The organism is Prochlorococcus marinus str. MIT 9515 (assembly GCF_000015665.1).
In the GTDB taxonomy this organism is placed as follows: domain Bacteria; phylum Cyanobacteriota; class Cyanobacteriia; order PCC-6307; family Cyanobiaceae; genus Prochlorococcus_A; species Prochlorococcus_A marinus_P.
In genome coordinates this window covers 144,437-162,064 of record NC_008817.1, presented here as the reverse complement: position 1 = coordinate 162,064, position 17,628 = coordinate 144,437, and the positions used below count along the sequence as shown (strand labels likewise).

Below are 17,628 nucleotides of genomic sequence, written 5' to 3'. Positions count from 1 at the left end.
AAACTGCTAACTGAAAATTTTAGACATAAAAGATGAATTAAATGTTATAACAGCAATATTTATATATTTATGGGACCACCATATTACTGCAATTGCTATCAATATCCCAAGTTGTGATAATTTAAAAAATTCTTTTATTTTTATTTGCTGTCTTCCATCAAATATTGCAACAAATGGAATTATTGAAGTACTTTCTTTGAACTTATAAAATTCTTTACCAAATTTTATTTCTAATCTCCTATCACCATGCCATATTGCAAAAAGGTGATGAAAAATGAGCCCTAGTGAAGTTATAAATGTAAACGATGTTCCTATCCATAATGTATGAGCTAAACACCAAATTATTTGACCAAATGCTTGCGGATGTCTTGTGATGCGCATTATTCCTGTGCCATAGATCCTAACTTGTGGTTTTAAAACTGAAGGAATTTCTAACAAATTATATGTTGCAGGATATAGGAATAAGAAACTAATAGCAGTTAAAATCCAAACTAACAAAAATACATAGTTATTTCCTTGAAAATTCCATAACCTAATTCCATCATATCTATGAGCTAGAAAATAACTAATTAGAATTACCGCAGAGGGCAAACTTAAAGAAACAAAGCACAATCTCCATAATCTTGGCCCCATAACAGCCTCTGCTCTACTTCTCAAAGCCGCTCCTCCGCTATGAATCACTGCGAAAATAAATATTAATACCAAAATTAAAAAAGAAGTTTTATGAGTCTCCATATAATTTTTAAATACAAGTTATTTATTATTAACAATAATACCCTTAGGTATTAGAATTACTATCAAATAGTAGGCATCAATAAATGCCCGAATTACCTTTTACACTTGACCAATTAAGAATATTAAAAGCTATTGCAGCTCAAGGAAGTTTTAAAAAGGCTGCAGATTTACTTTACGTCACTCAACCAGCTGTCAGTTTACAAATTCAAAATTTAGAAAAACAACTTGAGATCACAATTTTTGATAGGGGTGGTAGGAAAGCACTTCTAACTGAAGGAGGTAAGCTATTACTTGAATATTGCGAAAGAATACTGAATCAATGCGATGAGGCATGCAAAGCTATTGAGGACTTAAATAGCTTAAAAGGTGGAACACTCATAATTGGAGCTAGTCAAACTACAGGGACCTACCTAATGCCGCGGATGATAGGACTTTTTCGTCAAAAATATCCTGATGTATCTGTTCAACTGCAGGTTCACAGTACTAGAAGAACAGGTTGGAGCGTTGCTAATGGTCAAATTGATCTTGCTATTATTGGAGGTCAGTTACCAAGCGATCTAGAAAACTTATTACAAGTAATCCCATATGCAACTGATGAATTAGCTCTTGTATTGCCAACAAAACACCCACTTGCCAATAAGAGAGAACTTATGAAAGAAGATTTATACAAATTGAATTTCGTCACTTTAGATTCTCAATCAACAACAAGGAAAGTTGTTGATAAACTTTTGAAGGATTCAGGTCTTGATATTCAAAGATTAAAAATCGAAATGGAGTTAAATTCTCTTGAGGCAATTAAAAACGCAGTTCAATCTGGTCTTGGTGTTTCTTTTTTACCTGTTGTTTCTATTGAGAGAGAATTAGCAGGTGGATCAATACATAAATCTTACTTAGCCGATTTAGAGGTAAAAAGAGAGCTTAAATTAATTACAAATCCATCAAGATACACTTCTAGAGCCTCAGAAGCGTTTAAAAAAAATATATTACCTCAATTTGCAAGCTCTGAAAGTCCATTAAGGCAAATTAATTCAATCTAAAATTGAATAGCTTCCTTATTTATTCCCACCCCTCCATCTTCAGCCTGTCCTTCTCCCTTAATAATAAATTTGTTCTCATTAACATCAGTCTGATAAACACATTTAACTATAGGCTTATCTCTTATTGAACCTATGTAAGCAAAAGTATTCATTCTTTGCTTACATTCCCTAACGTCCTCATTACTTATAGCTCCTTGTTTTTGTAACACTGTCCAATTCTCTCTTCTAATAACACAACCGGGTTGGAGTGCTGGTTGTGTCACAAAACTAGTTGAAGGGTTAAGTGTTGTATACATCTCAACATCAATTACAAAAGCACTTGCTCCCCATTGCCTACAAAATTCAGGGTCTGGAACAGCCATGTCTAATTGCTGTTGACTAGCTATATTCCCCTGACCACCATCGGTTGTACTAGTTATAGCGCTTCCTATCCCTACGCCTAATATCAAAACTCCAGCAAGTACAGCAATTGTTGCGGTGTTGAAATTATTTTTTTGTTCAGAATTAGGGGGAGATATTCTTCTCCGTGGAGTGTAATTATCTCCATCTATTGAGGTTGAGGAGTAAGAATTGTTACTGGGACCTCTTCTTGAACCCCTGTTAGAGTATCTACTCACAATACTTCTTTTGTTTTAGGTAAACCCATCGAATAATTCATAACTCTACACTCTGGGTTATAACTTAATAAGCTATTTTGAAGCAAATATTTTATTAAACCTTCTACTTCTGATCCTATTTTACGAAGTTCATAATCATCTAAACTTTTACCAGCTCTTTCTTCAACAAGTTCAGTAAATTTTTGATTTACTTTTTTTAATGATTCTTCATTCCAGATGAATTCATTATCAGGATCTAAGTCAAGTGTTAATTTATTAGGATGGTATTTTAAATCATTATTGACCACCTCAGCAGTAAATATTCTTACATGCCTAGTGGTTGACTTTAAAAGCATTTTTTCCATAATCTGAAAATAATCAACAAAAAAAACAATTATGTCTTAACTTTAGGATAGCTTCTTTGTAAGTGTTAATTTATTTTTTGATTTAATAATGCGTGTTGTAATTGCTGGTGCAGGTTTAGCGGGCTTATCCTGCGCAAAATACCTTGTTGATAATGGTCACATTCCCATAGTTTTAGAAGCCAGAGATGTGCTTGGTGGGAAAGTTGCTGCTTGGAAAGACGAAGATGGAGATTGGTATGAGACCGGTTTACATATATTTTTCGGTGCTTATCCAAATATGCTTCAACTTTTCAAAGAACTAGATATAGAAGACAGACTACAGTGGAAGAGCCACTCTATGATTTTTAATCAGCCTTCTGAGCCTGGTACTTACAGTAGATTCGATTTCCCGGACTTACCTGCACCTGCGAATGGTGTAACAGCAATTTTAAGTAACAATGATATGCTCTCATGGAATGAAAAAATTTTATTTGGCTTAGGTTTAGTTCCTGCGATGTTGAGAGGACAGAAATATCTTGATAAGTGTGATTCAAAATCATGGTCAGAATGGTTAAAAGAACACAATATTCCTGAGAGAGTTAATGATGAAGTATTTATTGCTATGAGCAAAGCGCTCAATTTTATTGGACCTGATGAAATCTCATCAACAGTTTTATTGACAGCACTTAATAGATTTTTGCAAGAAAAAAACGGCTCAAAAATGGCTTTCCTTGATGGGGCTCCACCAGAAAGGCTTTGTCAACCAATAGTTGATTACATAAAAGCAAGGGGGGGAGAGGTACATATGAATAGTCCTTTAAGAAAGATAGACCTTAATCAAGACAGTACAGTAAAAAGTTTTACAATTGCTTCTCCAGATAAGGATGAAAAGAAAAAGGTTATTACAGCAGATGCCTATGTTAGTGCAATGCCTGTAGATCTCTTTAAACTGATGATTCCGGATCAATGGAAAGGTATCAATGCTTTCTCAAAACTTGATGGTTTAATTGGAGTACCGGTAATCAATATCCATTTATGGTTTGATAAAAAATTAACGGATATTGATCACCTTTTATTTAGTAGATCTCCTCTTCTGAGTGTTTATGCAGACATGAGTATCACTTGTAAGGAATATGAAGATCCCAATAGATCCATGCTTGAATTAGTTTTTGCTCCTGCGAAAGATTGGATTAACAGAAGTGATCAAGATATTGTAGACGCAACAATGGAAGAACTTAAAAAATTATTCCCAACTCATTTTATTGGAGATGAAAAAACTCAACTAAGAAAATATAAAGTTGTAAAAACCCCAAGATCTGTATATAAGGCAGTCCCTGGATGTCAAGAATTCAGACCTAGTCAAAGATCTCCGATAAAAAACTTTTTCTTAGCGGGTGATTATACAATGCAAAAATATCTTGCATCTATGGAAGGAGCTGTTCTAAGTGGTAAATTATGCGCAGAAAGTATCAATAAAGAATATTCAAAAACTACCAATAATGTTTCTCAGGAATCATCTAAAATAAACTAAAACCTCCATTTAATAACTCTTTTTGAAAAATTCATTATCTCAACTTAACAAAGCATATGAAATATGCCGAAAAGAAACTCAACAATGGGCTAAAACTTTTTATTTAGGAACACTTTTATTACCGTACGAAAAAAGAAAAGCGATTTGGGCTATTTACGTTTGGTGTAGAAGAACTGATGAAATAATGGACAGCGTTGAAGCTTCAAGCAAGACTACAGAAGAGCTTTCCGATAACTTAGATGAGTGGGAGGCCAATACAATAAATGTTTTTAAAGGAAATATAAAATCAGACTTAGATGCTGTTCTGTTCGACACAATAGAAAAATTTCCACAGAACATAGAACCTTATCTAGATATGATTGAGGGTCAGAGAATGGATCTTAAAAAATACAGATACGAAAATTTTTCTGAATTAAAGCTTTACTGTTATCGCGTCGCAGGGACGGTTGGGTTGATGACTCAGAATGTAATGGGCATTGATAGTGCTTATACATCTGCCCCTTGGAGCAATATGCCTGACCCCTCAGAAGCAGCAATAGCACTAGGGATTGCAAATCAACTCACTAATATTTTAAGAGATGTTGGAGAAGACAGACAAAGAGGTCGGATTTATTTACCCCAAGAAGATATGAATAACTTTAATTACTCTGAAGAAGAGTTATTGAAAGGAGTAATTAATACCCAATGGAAGATGCTTATGAATTTTCAATTAACAAGAGCACGGGATTGGTTTAAAAAATCTGAAGATGGTATTAAATGGCTATCGGCAGATGCAAGATGGCCTGTTTGGACATCTTTGCGGCTCTATAGAGGGATATTAGATTCTATTGAAAAACTAGATTATGATGTATTCAATAATAGAGCTTTTGTAAAAAATTCAGTAAAAGCATTTGAAATACCAATATCCTTTTTGATCTCAAGAATAAAATAGCTAAGCAGGAGTTTTTTGATTAGCTAACAAATCTTTTAATTTTGAAAGTTCCCCAGCCCATCTAGGATCTGGAGCTTCAAGATTAGGTGCATCACTATGAACTATCTTTTTGAAATCTTTCCTCTTTTTATTTTTATTAGAACCTAAACTATTTCTCTTGTGTGATGAAGAATCTTTTTTCTCTGAAAGTTCGACACGTAATTTTGAACCATTAAATTCAAAACCATTAAGCTTTTCGATTATTAAATTTGCATTTTGTTCATTATTTGTTGTAGCGAAACCAAATCCTCTACATTCTTTTGTTTCTTTATCTAAAACAGCTTTAAATCTGATTGAATCGGATACTGATTTTAAAATACTATCAAAATCTTTTGGATTAAATCCTTGAGGTAAATTGCCAATGTAAATACGAATACTCATAAATTTTTTAATAAATAATTTTGAAGTCTAAAATTTTAAACAAAACTAAGCTATGTGTATTTAATCACATTTTGGCGCATTTTGTTGAATCCATTGCTTTCCTTTATAAATTGCTTCATCAAAATTATTCAATCTATTAAATGCAAGCTCCATAGAAAGATAATTCATGACCTTTCCTAAAACAGGTCCCTCCTGGATTTTTAAATATTTTTTCAAAACTGTCCCTTTTATTAAGTTTGATGGATGAAATAATTTATCATCTTTATTTCTCCATCTTTCGAGCCAATCTATATAAAATGATTCTTGCAAGAAAAGAATAAAAGAAGGAAGAATGTTCTCTAATTCTTGATGTAAATTAAATCTTTCTCTTTCATCTAATTCATAAATAGTTTTTCTCTTTAATAATAGATTCCATTTTCTTAATAACCTAATTTTTGCAATTTCAGATTTTCTAAATTTTAAAATTTTTAGAGAAAATTCATCTAAAATCTGGGAAAGAAAAAATAAAGGAAAGAATTTATCTTTTTCAATTTTAGAAAATGCTTCAAAATTAATTTTTTGTAAATCAATAAATATCAAATTTTTTTCAGACTGTAGGTAATCAAAAATTTTAAATTTATTTATTAATTTAATTGCATAAGCTGCCTCACTACCTATTATTATTCGCTGGATTTCATAATTAATCCTTTCAGAAGCAATCAGACTTAATTTATTTTTACAAGTTTTAATAACATTTATTAAATTCACATCAACATTAAAATTCAACTCAGAAACAAAACGAAAGCATCTTAAAATTCTTAATGGATCCTCCAATAAATTCTGTTTTGAGTGAGTTCTTAATAAAGAGAGCTGTAGATCTTTAATTCCATTTGATGGATCAATTAGTAATTTCTTATCAAAAGAAAAAGCAATAGCGTTTATAGAAAAATCTCGACTGAATAAATCAATTTCAATAGAAGGAGAAATTTGAGATGCAATATCAACTGAAACATGTTTAAAAATAAGTCTTACGACATCACGTGCTTCATCAAGAATAATAAATTTACCTTCAAATTTATCCGCAATTTTTTTTCCAATCTTAATAGCATTTTTTGGAACTACAATATCAACATCAATCAATGAGTTTAATCTCCCTAAAATTAAATCTCTTATATATCCCCCGACCAGATAAGATCCTGAAGGTAAAAAAGATAAAATAAATTCCCAATTATAAAATTTTATACTTCTTTCTATTTCATTAATTATTAGTGTATGATCAATGAAAATATGATTTTTAAGATTCTCTTCTTTGATTATGTGCATTTGCATTAACTGTAAATTAGTTGATAGATGTATGACATATCATGATGTCGAAAAAAATCATGGTGTTGAACACATTAGTGACTTCCCCAACTTTAAACCTAAAAAACCCTATATTCACGTAAGCATAATCAAAGATTTAGATGGGGATTTTAAAACTGATTGGGATGTCAAATCTTGTTCAAGTTTTTTAGAAGAAGCTGGGAAGTGGTCTAAGTGTAAGCCTGGCCAAGAATTACCAGTTTAAAGGTAAATGCCTTACGATAAAAAAAATTTTAATAAACTAACTCTAGCAATTCATAGTACAGATAATTCTTTTGCCTTTGCGTATAGGGAAAATAATCAATCTATTTCTGACAACTTTTTTACAAAAAAGTTTGAGAAAGATTTATGTAATAATTTAATTGTTGATTTTTCCAATTTCATAACAAAAGAAAATTTAAAAAGAATTGATAAAATATCCGTAAGTACAGGACCATCAAATTTTAATGCATCCAGACAGATAATTGTATTAGCTAGAACTCTCGCTCAGCAAATAAATTGCTCGATAGATAGTTTTAGTTCTTTTGAATTGATGGCAAAAAGAATTGCTTTAAAAAATAATATCAATTCCAATAAAAATTCATTTTGGATTTTCAAAAAATTAAAAAGGAGAGGATATATTGCAGGCAAATATCAAATTTGTATTTCTGAAAAAACAAACAATAAAATTTCTATCAAAGAAAAAATTATTCCAAAAATTTTTGAAGAATTAATAAATATAGATTCTTCTTATCAAGCTGAATATTCTGATATAGAAGATTTAAAAGAACTGTTAAATTTATCTGACAACAATGTACAAAATTCCAAATCTAGTACTTGGAAGAAGGTACTTCCATTATATCCATTATCGCCAATTAACTAATCATTCACTCAAGCATATTATTTATTGACTCCTGCAAACAATTTGTTACCTCCATTAAATCTTTTTTTGATGAACTTTTAGGAGGGGGAATCGGTCTACCAACTTTAATAACTATTTTTGTGAAAAATGGAATAAAAAACTTTAATCTCATTAATCTATGTGAATTAATAATTGCGACTGGTAATAACATTTTTTGATTTTTAAAAGATAAAAGTGCTGCCCCTTGTTTTGGCTTATTTACACGACCATCCTTTTGGCGAGTCCCATCAATAAAAATACCAATACTATTATTATTTGATAATTTTTCACACGCAATTTTTATAGTTGTTTTATCAACTATGCCTCTCTTAACAGGATAAGCGCCACAAGACCTTATTATGAAACCTAGCAAGGGGATTCTAAAAAGTTCTGACTTTGCCATAAAAGATATATTTCGACCAACAGCATGACCTAAAATAGGAGGATCAAGAAGGGAGCCATGATTAGATACCAAGATAAAAGAACCTTTTTGAGGAATATGTTCTCTCCCAAGTAATTTACCTCTAAATATCAATTTATAAATCGGGTAAATAATTACATTACTCACTAATTGATAAATTAATTTTTGATAAAAATTACTCTTCATATAATTAGTATTTAATTTGATCTGAAGATGAGATTTGAGAAATTTTTATATCCTTTAAATGCCTTTTTGCTAAACCACCTAAAACATTAGATGGGCCAATTTCAACCATTTGGAGAATACCATTTTCTCTCATTAAATCCATAGTTTCCCGCCATCTGACACCGTTACACATTTGATTTTTTAACCTAACCTTAAGCTCATTTGGATCATTACATAGTGATGGATTGGAATTACTTATAACAGAAAAAGAAGGCTGATTAAATTCAAGAGTGTCTAGATATTTCGAAAACTGAAATGATGGTTCTTTCATGAATGGTGAATGAAAAGCACCTGAAACATTTAATTTAAGGAATCTTTTAGCCGTAATTCGTTTTGAAATATTATCTAAAGCCTGTTCGCTTCCTGATAAAACAACTTGAGTGGAGCTATTATCGTTTGCTATGACGAGATCATCAATCTCCTTTACCAGTAAATCCAATTGATCTCTATCAAAACTAATTAATGCTGCCATAGATCCCTTGGCAGCATCTCCCATTAATCCAGATCTAACTTTTATAAGTGATACACAATCTTCAAAAGATAAAACATCGGCACAATACAAAGCCGTAATTTCTCCTAAACTATGTCCAGCGATATAGTTTGGTTTAAAACCATTTTCTTTTAAAGCATCTAATAAAACTGACTCTACCAAAAAAAGGCAAATTTGAGTGTTCTTTGTATTACTTAAACCAGCAGAATCTAGTTCACAAATTTGTAATAAATTCTTGCCGAATAATTCAGAGGCATAATTAAACCTATTTTTTGCATTTGGCAAATCTATAATTTCATTTGCCATTCCAATTTTTTGCGAACCCTGACCAGGGAATACCCAAGCTACTGTCATAATAAACCTTTTTTATTTTTAACCCCATCGAATCAGGGCTGCACCCCAACTTAACCCAGCACCAAAACCACTAGTGGCAATAATATCATTTTCTTTAATTTTCTTATTTCTTATAGCCTCATCTAGCATTAAAGGAATTGTTGCTGCTGAAGTGTTTCCATAGTTACTTAAATTACTGAGAATCTTTTCTGATGAAATATTTAATCTGTCTCCAACAGAATCTAGTATTCTTTGATTTGCTTGATGTAATAGAAGCCAATTAATTTTCTCAGAATTAAAATTTGTTTTTTTAAATAAATTATCAATAATTAATGGTACCTCTCTAACTGCAAATTTATATACTTCTTGTCCATTCATCGCAATTGTAGAAAAACCCCCACTTGAGAAATTAATATTATCAATAATTTGATCATTATTTTTTTGAGATGGAAGATTTAAGAAAGAACCTCTCTGACCATCAGTTCTCATACTAAAACCAATTAAATTATCAAATTCATTTGTAGCTTCAATTGCTAATGCACCCGCTCCATCTCCAAATAAGATACAACTTCTCCTATCATTCCAATCTACATAACTTGAAAGTTGATCAGAGCCTATTACTATAGCTCTCCTGTAACTTCCTGCTTTTAAAAATTGAGTAGCCGTTATTACAGCAAATAAAAAACCGCTGCAAGCAGCTGTCAAATCAAAAGCCACAGCATTATTTGCGCCGAGTTTTGATTGAATTTCTGGAGCAGAACCAAATAAATCATGTGGAGTTGATGTAGCTAAAATTATCAGATCAATTGTTTCAATATCCCATTTAGCCATCTCAATTGCGGCCAATCCTGCTTTATAACCCATCTCACTAACATTTTCGGATAATCCAGAGATTCTTCTCTGAGAGATACCTGTTCTAGATTTTATCCATTCATCACTAGTATCTACTTTTTTGCTAATTTCATGATTCGTTAGGATTTGATGAGGTACATAACTTCCACTGCCTTTAAATGAAACTCCAATTTGATTTGAATTTATTACTTCCAAAAGAATTATCTAATTACTTATATAAGTCAAACATAAATCTGTCAAAATATGTTTTATGAATTTAAAACTTGAAGCTTTTGAAGTTGATTTAAATTTTCCATTACATTATGATTTACAGCAGAATGAGCCAACCGCAAAGCACTTACTACAGATAAAGATTTACTACTACCATGGCCAATCACACAAATACCATTAACCCCAAGCAATAATGCTCCTCCATGTTCAGCATGGTCTAACCTTTTTTTAATTCTTATTAAATTACTTTTTAAAAACGCAGAACCAACCTTACCCCTTCTTCCTCTTGGTAATTCGGATCTTAAAATATCTAATAGAACCCCTCCAACTGACTCAAGAAATTTAAGTAATACATTACCTGTAAAGCCATCGCAAACGACTACATCAAAATTGCCAGACAAAACATCTCTACCTTCACAATTACCCCCAAAATTAAAACTTTTTTCTTGGGACAATAATTTAAATGTTTTTAAAGATAAATCATTTCCTTTGCATTCTTCTTCTCCAATATTCAATAAGCCAATTCGTGGTTTTTCTATTTGTAAAACATCTTTGGCATAAACATTCCCTAGAAGTGCAAATTGATGAAGATAAGAGGGCTTACAATCAGTATTTGCGCCCACGTCTAATACTAATACAGGTCGAGTTTGATCTCTAGTTGGAAACAATGCTCCTATGGCAGGGCGTTCGATCCCCTTTAATCTCCCTATTCTAAATATTGCAGAGGCCATAAGAGCACCTGAGTTACCTGCCGAGTAAACAGCTTCTGCCTTATTATTTTTAACCAAATCCATAGCAACATTTATACTTGCATCTTTTCTTTTTCTCACTGCTGTTGCTTCTTCATTCATGCCTATTGGATCCCCGCTATCTATTAATTCAAGACGATTATTATCAATTTCTTTTTCTAATAAATCTATTAGACCAGCTTTTTCTGCTTCACATCTAACTTTTTCAATTTTTCCTACAAACTTTATATTGATTGGAAATCTGCTAATAGCATCTAGGCAGCCCTCCAAAATAGGCACAGGTGCATAATCACCACCCATACCATCAACTGCTATCCAAATCCTTTTGGGATTTGATATCTCTTCTTTATTTATATAATTATCATTATTTTGTAACCGTTTTAAAGGGTCAAATACTAATGGCTGCAAGGTATTTTTTGCAATTGAACTAGCATTTGAAACAACACTACTAGCAGTGTTAACAACTGATTCAGCACTAGAGACTACATTACCTGCAACATTACCTGCAACATTACTTGCAGTATTTACTACAGAACCCGCACCCGATACCACATTACCTGCAACATTACTTGCAGTATTTACTACAGAACCCGCACCCGAAACCACATTACCTGCAACATTGCCTGCAGTAACAGCAGAATTAGCAGCAGTATCAACTATTGATGTTACAGCAGAATTTCTTTTGTACCAAATAACTAATCTTCTTATAGCTCTAGACTTTTTATTAGAAGAATCTTTTTCCATCTATTTACCGTCAAATGGAGATATATCAACTATTCTCTGAAAAAGATATCCTGTTCCTCTTGCTGTAAGAATTAATTCTGGATTTGCAGGATCAGCTTCTAATTTTGACCTTAATCGCGATATGTGAACATCCACTACTCTCGTATCTACATGTCTTTCAGGTGTATAGCCCCAAACTTCTTTCAAAATCTCTCCGCGACTAAATGGCTCTCCTGAGCGACTGACTAAAAGCTCTAAGAGACTAAATTCCATGCCAGTTAATCTTATCCTTTCATCACTTTTAAAAACTTGTCTTCGATTTGTATCAATTTTAATATCCGTAACCAAAATCAACCCTGAATTTGGCATTCCAGGAAGTTGTTCTTTATCTATTCGTCTTAATACACATCGAATTCTAGCTTCTAACTCTTTCGGACTAAATGGTTTGACAACATAATCATCAGCACCTAATTCTAATCCTGTAATTCTATCTGCAACATCACCTAATGCAGTCAACATAACTATGGGTACATCTGAATCTTTCCTTAATTCTTGACAGACTCCATATCCGTCTAATTTTGGCATCATCACATCAAGGACAACCAAATCAGGGTCATAATCTTTGAATAATTTTAATGCTTCCTTACCATCACAAGCAGTTACCACTTTGTAACCAATCATTGAGAGACGAGTCTCGAGAATTCTTCTAATGCTTGCCTCGTCATCAGCGACAAGAATTGTTTCTTTAGTTTGACTAGATACAGCCATTTGTTTCTATTAGCTAATCTGGAAGAGAATTTATGTTTAACCCAATCTAACTTGTAGAGGGGCATATTCCCAAACATCTCAGTTCGTCAATCTAAAAAAAATTTAATGTCTAGTAAATTTTCGACTTTTATTTGTCAAAATTGCGGATCTGAAACTTCTCAATACTTTGGTAGGTGCGTAAATTGTAATGAATGGAATACAATCGTTGAAGAAAGGAAAATTTCAAGATCCAAAACAACAAATATTACCAAAAGTAAAAAATCAAAGCTATTTCATGAAATTGAACTAAATACAATATCAAGATTTACGAGTGGTTTTAAGGAATTTGACAGAGTTCTAGGGGGTGGAATAGTACCAGGATCTTTAGTTTTACTTGGGGGAGAACCAGGAATTGGTAAAAGTACAATAGTGCTGCAATCTGCAGGGATAATCTCTCTGAATGAAAAAGTTTTATACATCACCGCAGAGGAATCTTTAGAACAAGTAAAAATAAGATGGGAACGATTAAATCAAAGCAGCCTAGATTTAAAAATCTATGCAGAAACAAACTTATCTTTAATTATTGAAGAGATAAAAAAAATTAAGCCTAGTTTTGCGATTATTGATAGTATCCAAGCTATTAATAATGATGAAATGGAAAGTTCCCCGGGCTCTGTTTCCCAGGTTCGGGCTTGCTCATCTGAACTTCAAAACCTGGCAAAAGAAAATAATATAGCGCTCTTGATAATTGGTCATGTCACTAAAGAGGGGGCTCTTGCAGGTCCAAAAACTTTAGAACATTTAGTAGATGTTGTTCTTAACTTTGAGGGAGATAATATTGCCTCACATAGATTACTCAGAAGTGTAAAAAATAGGTTTGGATCTACTTTTGAAATTGGAATTTTCGAAATGTTAGAAAATGGGTTAAAAGAAGTTGGGAACCCTAGTTCAATTTTCACAAATAAAGAAAATATATCCGGCGTCACAACTACGATAACTAATGAGGGATCTAGACCATTTGCAGTAGATATTCAAGCTTTGGTGAATAAAACTTTTTACACTAACCCAAGACGAACAACTACAGGAATCAGTATCAACAGACTACATCAAATATTAGCAGTCATTGAAAAACATGTTGGGATTAAATTATCAGATTATGACTGTTATATAGCAACAGGAGGCGGGTTTGAAATAAATGACCCATCTTCAGATTTGGGGGTTGCAATATCAATCTTATCAAGCTTGAAAAATATTCCCCCCTTAATAAATTGTTCATTTGTAGGCGAATTAGGTTTAAGTGGTCAGGTAAGGCAGGCAAATAATCTTCGAACCAAAATTGATGAAGCTATTAGACTTGGTTTCAAAAATATTTTGATACCTAAAACAACTTGTGAAATTAAAGATAATTTTCAAACTCTCATAAAGATTAAAGAAATTTCAAATATTAATGAAGCTATGAATTATGTTCTAAAAGAGTGAATCAAAAAATCTAAAGATAAATATCAATTGAACTTCTTCCAGAAGTTTTTAACCAATTTTCAATATCTAAATATCCACCAGGATAAAGCCTCACAGCTTTAGACCAAACTTGAGCAGCTTTATCAAACCACATATCTCTTTGATCTAAGTCACCATTCTGTTCAGCATATCTTCCCCTTTTTTCATAAATCAATCCTATGTTTTTAAGACAAGATGGCTGTTTAGGATTTTCAACTAAAGCTTTTTGATAAGTTTCTATGGATAAATCCTCTTCTCCATTACTCATATATATTATTGCCATATTTTTTAAAGTTTCTCCTCTATCAATTTTATTTTCTTCTAATAATAAGCTCTCTTTATAGTATTCCAATGCTTCTGAATAATCGCCATTATTTTGCGCAGCTAAACCATCTCGATAATAGATGTAAGCTTTTTTTTCTTTATCAGCAATTGGCATGATTTTGACAATAGATTCAGCAATTACAGTAAAAGCTTTATCTATAAAATTGTCTCTGTTTTGATTATTTGGCACTTTTTTTTGTAATAAAATTAAATTAGTCAATTAAGAATTAACTATTTAAAAAGTCTATAACATTTATTATTATTATTATGAATAAAACTAAGCATTAATTTGCTTTCATTGCAACAAACATGAAGAGTATTCAATTAAATATAAACGGCATGAAATGTGGGGGATGTGTTAACACGGTAGAAAATATATTGAAAAATTCCGATGGAATCGAAAATGTCTCTGTAAACTTACTAACTGAGAGCGCCTATATAGAAGTTAATAAAACTTTTCAAAATATTGATCAGGTTTTAGAAAACCTTAATCAAAGCGGATTCCCTTCAAAGATATACATTAATGACTTTTCAAAAAAAGTAAATAAAGTTCAATTAGAAAAAAAAAAGAAGTGGGTTAATCAATGGAAAAAACTCACTTTTGCACTTTTACTTTTATTACTTTCAGGTCTAGGGCATTTAGCAGAGGGAGGCTATTTAAATTTACCAATATTAGGAAATTTGTTTTTTCATGCTCTACTCGCAACAACAGCTTTATTATTTCCTGGTAGGGAGATATTAATTAAAGGATTTAAATCATTTTTAAGAAATCGACCAGATATGGATTCTTTAGTAGCTCTTGGAGTAACTAGTGCCTATATAACAAGTCTTTTATCATTAATATTTCCATCAACTGGTTTTCCTTGTTTTTTTAATGAACCAGTAATGTTATTAGGATTTATCCTCATTGGACGTTTTTTAGAAGAAAGAGCCAAGTACCATACAGGTTCTTCAATTGGAGAATTGTTAGATCTACAACCAGAAATGGCAAATATTTATTTAGAAGAAAATAAAGTCAAATCAGTCAGAGTACATTCTTTAAAACCTGGAGATGAAATTCAATTGTTAGCTGGAGATAGAGTGCCTGCTGACTGTACTGTTATTGAAGGAAATTCATCTTTAGATGTTTCTCACATTACTGGGGAATCTAAACCTATAAACGTACGCCCTGGTGAGCATTTACTTAATGGATCGTTAAATCTAAATTCCACACTAAGACTAAAAGTCATAAAAGTCGGAGATGATACTTCTTTAGCAAAACTGGTTAATCTTATTGAATCAGTACAGTTTAATAAACCTCCTATTCAAAGAATTGCTGATCAAATTGCAGGTAAATTCACATACTTTGTACTCTTCATTGCAACATCAAGTTTCTTTTTTTGGTGGAAAGGAGCAAAACAAATTTGGCCGGATTTGTTAATACATGATCATCATGGATTGATAGATGCCTCCAACCATACATTACATAATTCTTTAGGAAGTAATGCTGAAAATTTTTTAAGTTTAGCCATACAACTTTCAATTGCAGTTTTAGTAATAGCATGCCCTTGCGCTTTAGGTCTTGCTACCCCCACTGTTATAACTGTTGCTTCAGGGAAAGCGGCAAAAAAAGGAATTTTATTTAAAGGAGGAGACAAAATAGAAATGGCCTCAAAAATTAATCATATTATTTTTGATAAAACAGGAACTTTAACAAAAGGAGAGCCTTTTATTATTAACTACATAAATAGTGATGATAATTTATATCTGTTAAAAGTATCTGCAAGTTTAGAAAGTCAAAGTAGACATCCCATAGCTAAAGCATTAGTCAAAGAAGCCAACAAACAAAATCTTAGTTTACTACCAATCAAAAGTATCCATACAGAATCGGGAAGAGGTATTTCAGGAGATCTTGAATCAATTGATGGAGTAATTAATATTGGAAGCATTGAATGGTTAATAAGCAAAGGAGTAATAATTGATAGTGAATCTCAAAAAATGCTCGAAACACAAGAAAATAAATCCCATTCAGTTATTGGTGTGAGTATTAATAATGAATTACTTGGATTTATTTTATTAGGTGATTTATTAAGAGAAGATTCGATAAGTTCTGTTCAAAAATTGAGAAAAGATAATTACAAAATTAATATTTTAAGCGGAGATAGAAAAGAAACTGTAGTTGAGTTGGCAAAAAAAATAGGTAGCCCAGAAGATGAAATAAAATGGGATCTTCTACCAGAAATGAAATTGAAAATTATTGAAAATCTAAAAGAAAATTATAAAGTAGCAATGATTGGAGATGGAATAAATGACGCACCAGCGTTAGCCGCATCAAATTTAGGAATAGCGGTTGGCTCAGGGACTCAAATTGCAAAAGCAAATGCAGATGTTGTTTTAATGGGAGATCATTTATCTGGATTACCTTATGCACTTAGTCTTGCAAAAAGAACAATTAGAAAAATCAAGCAAAATATATTTTGGGCTTTTGGCTACAACTTGATTGCTATTCCTTTAGCTGCTGGTATTCTTTTTCCTAAATATGGCATTCTTCTAACACCTTCTATCGCAGCATTATTAATGGCAACAAGTTCCATAACCGTTGTAATCAATGCTTTATCTTTAGAATAAATGAAAGGTAAATTTATTGTTATTGAAGGAATAGATGGTTGTGGGAAAACAACCCAAATTGATGAGATTTCAAGATGGCTACCTACTAGTGGTCTAATGGGAAAGAATTCAAAATTAATAAAAACTAGGGAACCTGGGGGAAGCTTATTAGGTAAAAAACTTAGAAATTTAATACTTGACAACAATAAAAATAATAAGCCTTCATCACTTGCTGAGTTGTTACTTTATTCTGCAGATAGAGCAGAACATGTTTCTAAAATAATTTCTCCTGCATTAAAAAAAGAGGACTGGGTAATTAGCGATAGATTTTCTGACTCTACACTTGCTTATCAAGGCTATGGGAGACATATCAATCTAGAAATAATAAAAAATATCGAATCAATTGTTTGTCAAGGAGAATATCCAGACCTTACTATTTTTCTGGAAATTTCAGCAGAGGAGAGTATTTTACGAAGAAAAAATTTTGTCCCTGACAGAATGGAATCCGAAGGTATCAATTTTTTACAAAAAGTCAATGAAGGATTCAAGTTGATCGCTAAAGAAAAAAAGTGGAAAGTAATATCTGCGACCCAAAATATTACTGCTATTTCTAATGAAATTAAAGAAACGTTACTAAAAACTTTTCGTAACTAAAG

At 31.9% G+C, this 17,628-nt stretch carries 19 protein-coding genes; 8 read left to right on the top strand and 11 right to left on the bottom strand.

Annotated elements, in window-relative coordinates; all coding sequences use genetic code 11:
* Positions 1-6 precede the first annotated feature (6 nt).
* Positions 7-735, bottom strand: a complete 729-nt coding sequence (locus P9515_RS00860; protein WP_011819499.1) for an NnrU family protein — start codon at positions 733-735, stop codon at positions 7-9.
* An 83-nt stretch (positions 736-818) separates the two neighbouring features.
* Between P9515_RS00860 and P9515_RS00855 the strand changes: the two genes are divergently transcribed.
* Positions 819-1,772, top strand: coding sequence for a LysR family transcriptional regulator (locus tag P9515_RS00855; RefSeq protein WP_011819498.1), 954 nt, complete (start codon positions 819-821; stop codon positions 1,770-1,772).
* On the opposite strand, the gene P9515_RS00850 is transcribed toward P9515_RS00855, so the two are convergent.
* Both P9515_RS00850 and ndhM read right to left on the bottom strand, forming a co-directional pair.
* Positions 1,769-2,389, bottom strand: coding sequence for a DUF3172 domain-containing protein (locus P9515_RS00850; RefSeq protein ID WP_011819497.1), 621 nt, complete (start codon positions 2,387-2,389; stop codon positions 1,769-1,771). The genes P9515_RS00855 and P9515_RS00850 overlap by 4 nt on opposite strands.
* Positions 2,386-2,733 (bottom strand): NAD(P)H-quinone oxidoreductase subunit M, encoded by a 348-nt coding sequence (gene ndhM, locus P9515_RS00845; protein ID WP_011819496.1) that lies wholly within the window; start codon positions 2,731-2,733, stop codon positions 2,386-2,388. Before ndhM ends, P9515_RS00850 begins: the two co-directional genes overlap by 4 nt.
* Positions 2,734-2,821: 88 nt before the next feature.
* Here ndhM and pds point away from each other — a divergent pair, with 88 nt between their 5' ends.
* On the top strand, positions 2,822-4,243 hold the full coding sequence (gene pds / locus P9515_RS00840; RefSeq protein WP_011819495.1) for a 15-cis-phytoene desaturase: 1,422 nt from the start codon (positions 2,822-2,824) through the stop codon (positions 4,241-4,243).
* 22 nt (positions 4,244-4,265) lie between these two features.
* Positions 4,266-5,174, top strand: coding sequence for a phytoene synthase (locus P9515_RS00835; protein WP_011819494.1), 909 nt, complete (start codon positions 4,266-4,268; stop codon positions 5,172-5,174).
* Here P9515_RS00835 and P9515_RS00830 read toward each other — a convergent pair whose 3' ends face one another.
* Positions 5,175-5,594: an RNA recognition motif domain-containing protein gene (locus P9515_RS00830; protein WP_011819493.1), complete on the bottom strand. Its 420-nt coding sequence runs from the start codon at positions 5,592-5,594 to the stop codon at positions 5,175-5,177.
* A 60-nt stretch (positions 5,595-5,654) separates the two neighbouring features.
* Positions 5,655-6,902, bottom strand: a complete 1,248-nt coding sequence (locus tag P9515_RS00825; protein ID WP_011819492.1) for a tRNA nucleotidyltransferase/poly(A) polymerase-related protein — start codon at positions 6,900-6,902, stop codon at positions 5,655-5,657.
* On the opposite strand from P9515_RS00825, the gene P9515_RS00820 reads away from it, so the two are divergent.
* On the top strand, positions 6,889-7,140 hold the full coding sequence (locus tag P9515_RS00820) for a Ycf34 family protein (protein WP_011819491.1): 252 nt from the start codon (positions 6,889-6,891) through the stop codon (positions 7,138-7,140). The genes P9515_RS00825 and P9515_RS00820 overlap by 14 nt on opposite strands.
* Before the next feature lie 6 nt (positions 7,141-7,146).
* Complete coding sequence (locus P9515_RS00815; RefSeq protein ID WP_011819490.1) at positions 7,147-7,797, top strand: molecular chaperone; 651 nt, start codon at positions 7,147-7,149, stop codon at positions 7,795-7,797.
* 4 nt (positions 7,798-7,801) lie between these two features.
* Here the strand turns inward: P9515_RS00815 and P9515_RS00810 are convergent, their stop codons facing one another.
* The 5 genes from P9515_RS00810 to rpaB are packed head-to-tail and all read right to left on the bottom strand — an operon-like array spanning position 7,802 to position 12,586.
* Positions 7,802-8,422 (bottom strand): lysophospholipid acyltransferase family protein, encoded by a 621-nt coding sequence (locus tag P9515_RS00810; RefSeq protein WP_011819489.1) that lies wholly within the window; start codon positions 8,420-8,422, stop codon positions 7,802-7,804.
* A gap of 4 nt (positions 8,423-8,426) precedes the next feature.
* Positions 8,427-9,305: an ACP S-malonyltransferase gene (fabD, locus tag P9515_RS00805; RefSeq protein ID WP_011819488.1), complete on the bottom strand. Its 879-nt coding sequence runs from the start codon at positions 9,303-9,305 to the stop codon at positions 8,427-8,429.
* Between the two features lie 18 nt (positions 9,306-9,323).
* Positions 9,324-10,331 (bottom strand): beta-ketoacyl-ACP synthase III, encoded by a 1,008-nt coding sequence (locus P9515_RS00800; RefSeq protein WP_011819487.1) that lies wholly within the window; start codon positions 10,329-10,331, stop codon positions 9,324-9,326.
* Positions 10,332-10,384: 53 nt separating this feature from the next.
* Positions 10,385-11,839 (bottom strand): phosphate acyltransferase PlsX, encoded by a 1,455-nt coding sequence (gene plsX, locus P9515_RS00795; protein WP_011819486.1) that lies wholly within the window; start codon positions 11,837-11,839, stop codon positions 10,385-10,387.
* Positions 11,840-12,586: a response regulator transcription factor RpaB gene (rpaB, locus tag P9515_RS00790; protein ID WP_011131773.1), complete on the bottom strand. Its 747-nt coding sequence runs from the start codon at positions 12,584-12,586 to the stop codon at positions 11,840-11,842. It lies immediately after the preceding gene.
* Positions 12,587-12,691: 105 nt separating this feature from the next.
* On the opposite strand from rpaB, the gene radA reads away from it, so the two are divergent.
* Positions 12,692-14,044, top strand: coding sequence for a DNA repair protein RadA (gene radA, locus P9515_RS00785; protein WP_011819485.1), 1,353 nt, complete (start codon positions 12,692-12,694; stop codon positions 14,042-14,044).
* Between the two features lie 10 nt (positions 14,045-14,054).
* Here the strand turns inward: radA and P9515_RS00780 are convergent, their stop codons facing one another.
* The gene (locus tag P9515_RS00780; RefSeq protein WP_011819484.1) at positions 14,055-14,576 is read right to left on the bottom strand and encodes a photosystem I assembly protein Ycf3; all 522 of its coding nucleotides are present in this window, start codon (positions 14,574-14,576) and stop codon (positions 14,055-14,057) included.
* A gap of 119 nt (positions 14,577-14,695) precedes the next feature.
* On the opposite strand from P9515_RS00780, the gene P9515_RS00775 reads away from it, so the two are divergent.
* Both P9515_RS00775 and tmk read left to right on the top strand, forming a co-directional pair.
* On the top strand, positions 14,696-16,993 hold the full coding sequence (locus P9515_RS00775) for a heavy metal translocating P-type ATPase (RefSeq protein WP_011819483.1): 2,298 nt from the start codon (positions 14,696-14,698) through the stop codon (positions 16,991-16,993).
* A complete protein-coding gene (gene tmk / locus P9515_RS00770; RefSeq protein WP_011819482.1) occupies positions 16,994-17,626 on the top strand; it encodes a dTMP kinase in 633 nt (210 codons plus the stop codon).
* The last annotated feature ends 2 nt before the right edge of the window (positions 17,627-17,628 follow it).

Coding starts and splice junctions, on each gene's coding strand:
- P9515_RS00860 (WP_011819499.1), bottom strand. CDS start 735: ATGGAGACTCATAAAACTTCTTTTTTAATTTTGGTATTAATATTTATT.
- P9515_RS00855 (WP_011819498.1), top strand. CDS start 819: ATGCCCGAATTACCTTTTACACTTGACCAATTAAGAATATTAAAAGCT.
- ndhM (WP_011819496.1), bottom strand. CDS start 2,733: ATGGAAAAAATGCTTTTAAAGTCAACCACTAGGCATGTAAGAATATTT.
- pds (WP_011819495.1), top strand. CDS start 2,822: ATGCGTGTTGTAATTGCTGGTGCAGGTTTAGCGGGCTTATCCTGCGCA.
- P9515_RS00830 (WP_011819493.1), bottom strand. CDS start 5,594: ATGAGTATTCGTATTTACATTGGCAATTTACCTCAAGGATTTAATCCA.
- P9515_RS00820 (WP_011819491.1), top strand. CDS start 6,889: ATGTGCATTTGCATTAACTGTAAATTAGTTGATAGATGTATGACATAT.
- P9515_RS00825 (WP_011819492.1), bottom strand. CDS start 6,902: ATGCAAATGCACATAATCAAAGAAGAGAATCTTAAAAATCATATTTTC.
- P9515_RS00815 (WP_011819490.1), top strand. CDS start 7,147: ATGCCTTACGATAAAAAAAATTTTAATAAACTAACTCTAGCAATTCAT.
- P9515_RS00810 (WP_011819489.1), bottom strand. CDS start 8,422: ATGAAGAGTAATTTTTATCAAAAATTAATTTATCAATTAGTGAGTAAT.
- fabD (WP_011819488.1), bottom strand. CDS start 9,305: ATGACAGTAGCTTGGGTATTCCCTGGTCAGGGTTCGCAAAAAATTGGA.
- plsX (WP_011819486.1), bottom strand. CDS start 11,839: ATGGAAAAAGATTCTTCTAATAAAAAGTCTAGAGCTATAAGAAGATTA.
- rpaB (WP_011131773.1), bottom strand. CDS start 12,586: ATGGCTGTATCTAGTCAAACTAAAGAAACAATTCTTGTCGCTGATGAC.
- radA (WP_011819485.1), top strand. CDS start 12,692: ATGTCTAGTAAATTTTCGACTTTTATTTGTCAAAATTGCGGATCTGAA.
- P9515_RS00775 (WP_011819483.1), top strand. CDS start 14,696: ATGAAGAGTATTCAATTAAATATAAACGGCATGAAATGTGGGGGATGT.
- tmk (WP_011819482.1), top strand. CDS start 16,994: ATGAAAGGTAAATTTATTGTTATTGAAGGAATAGATGGTTGTGGGAAA.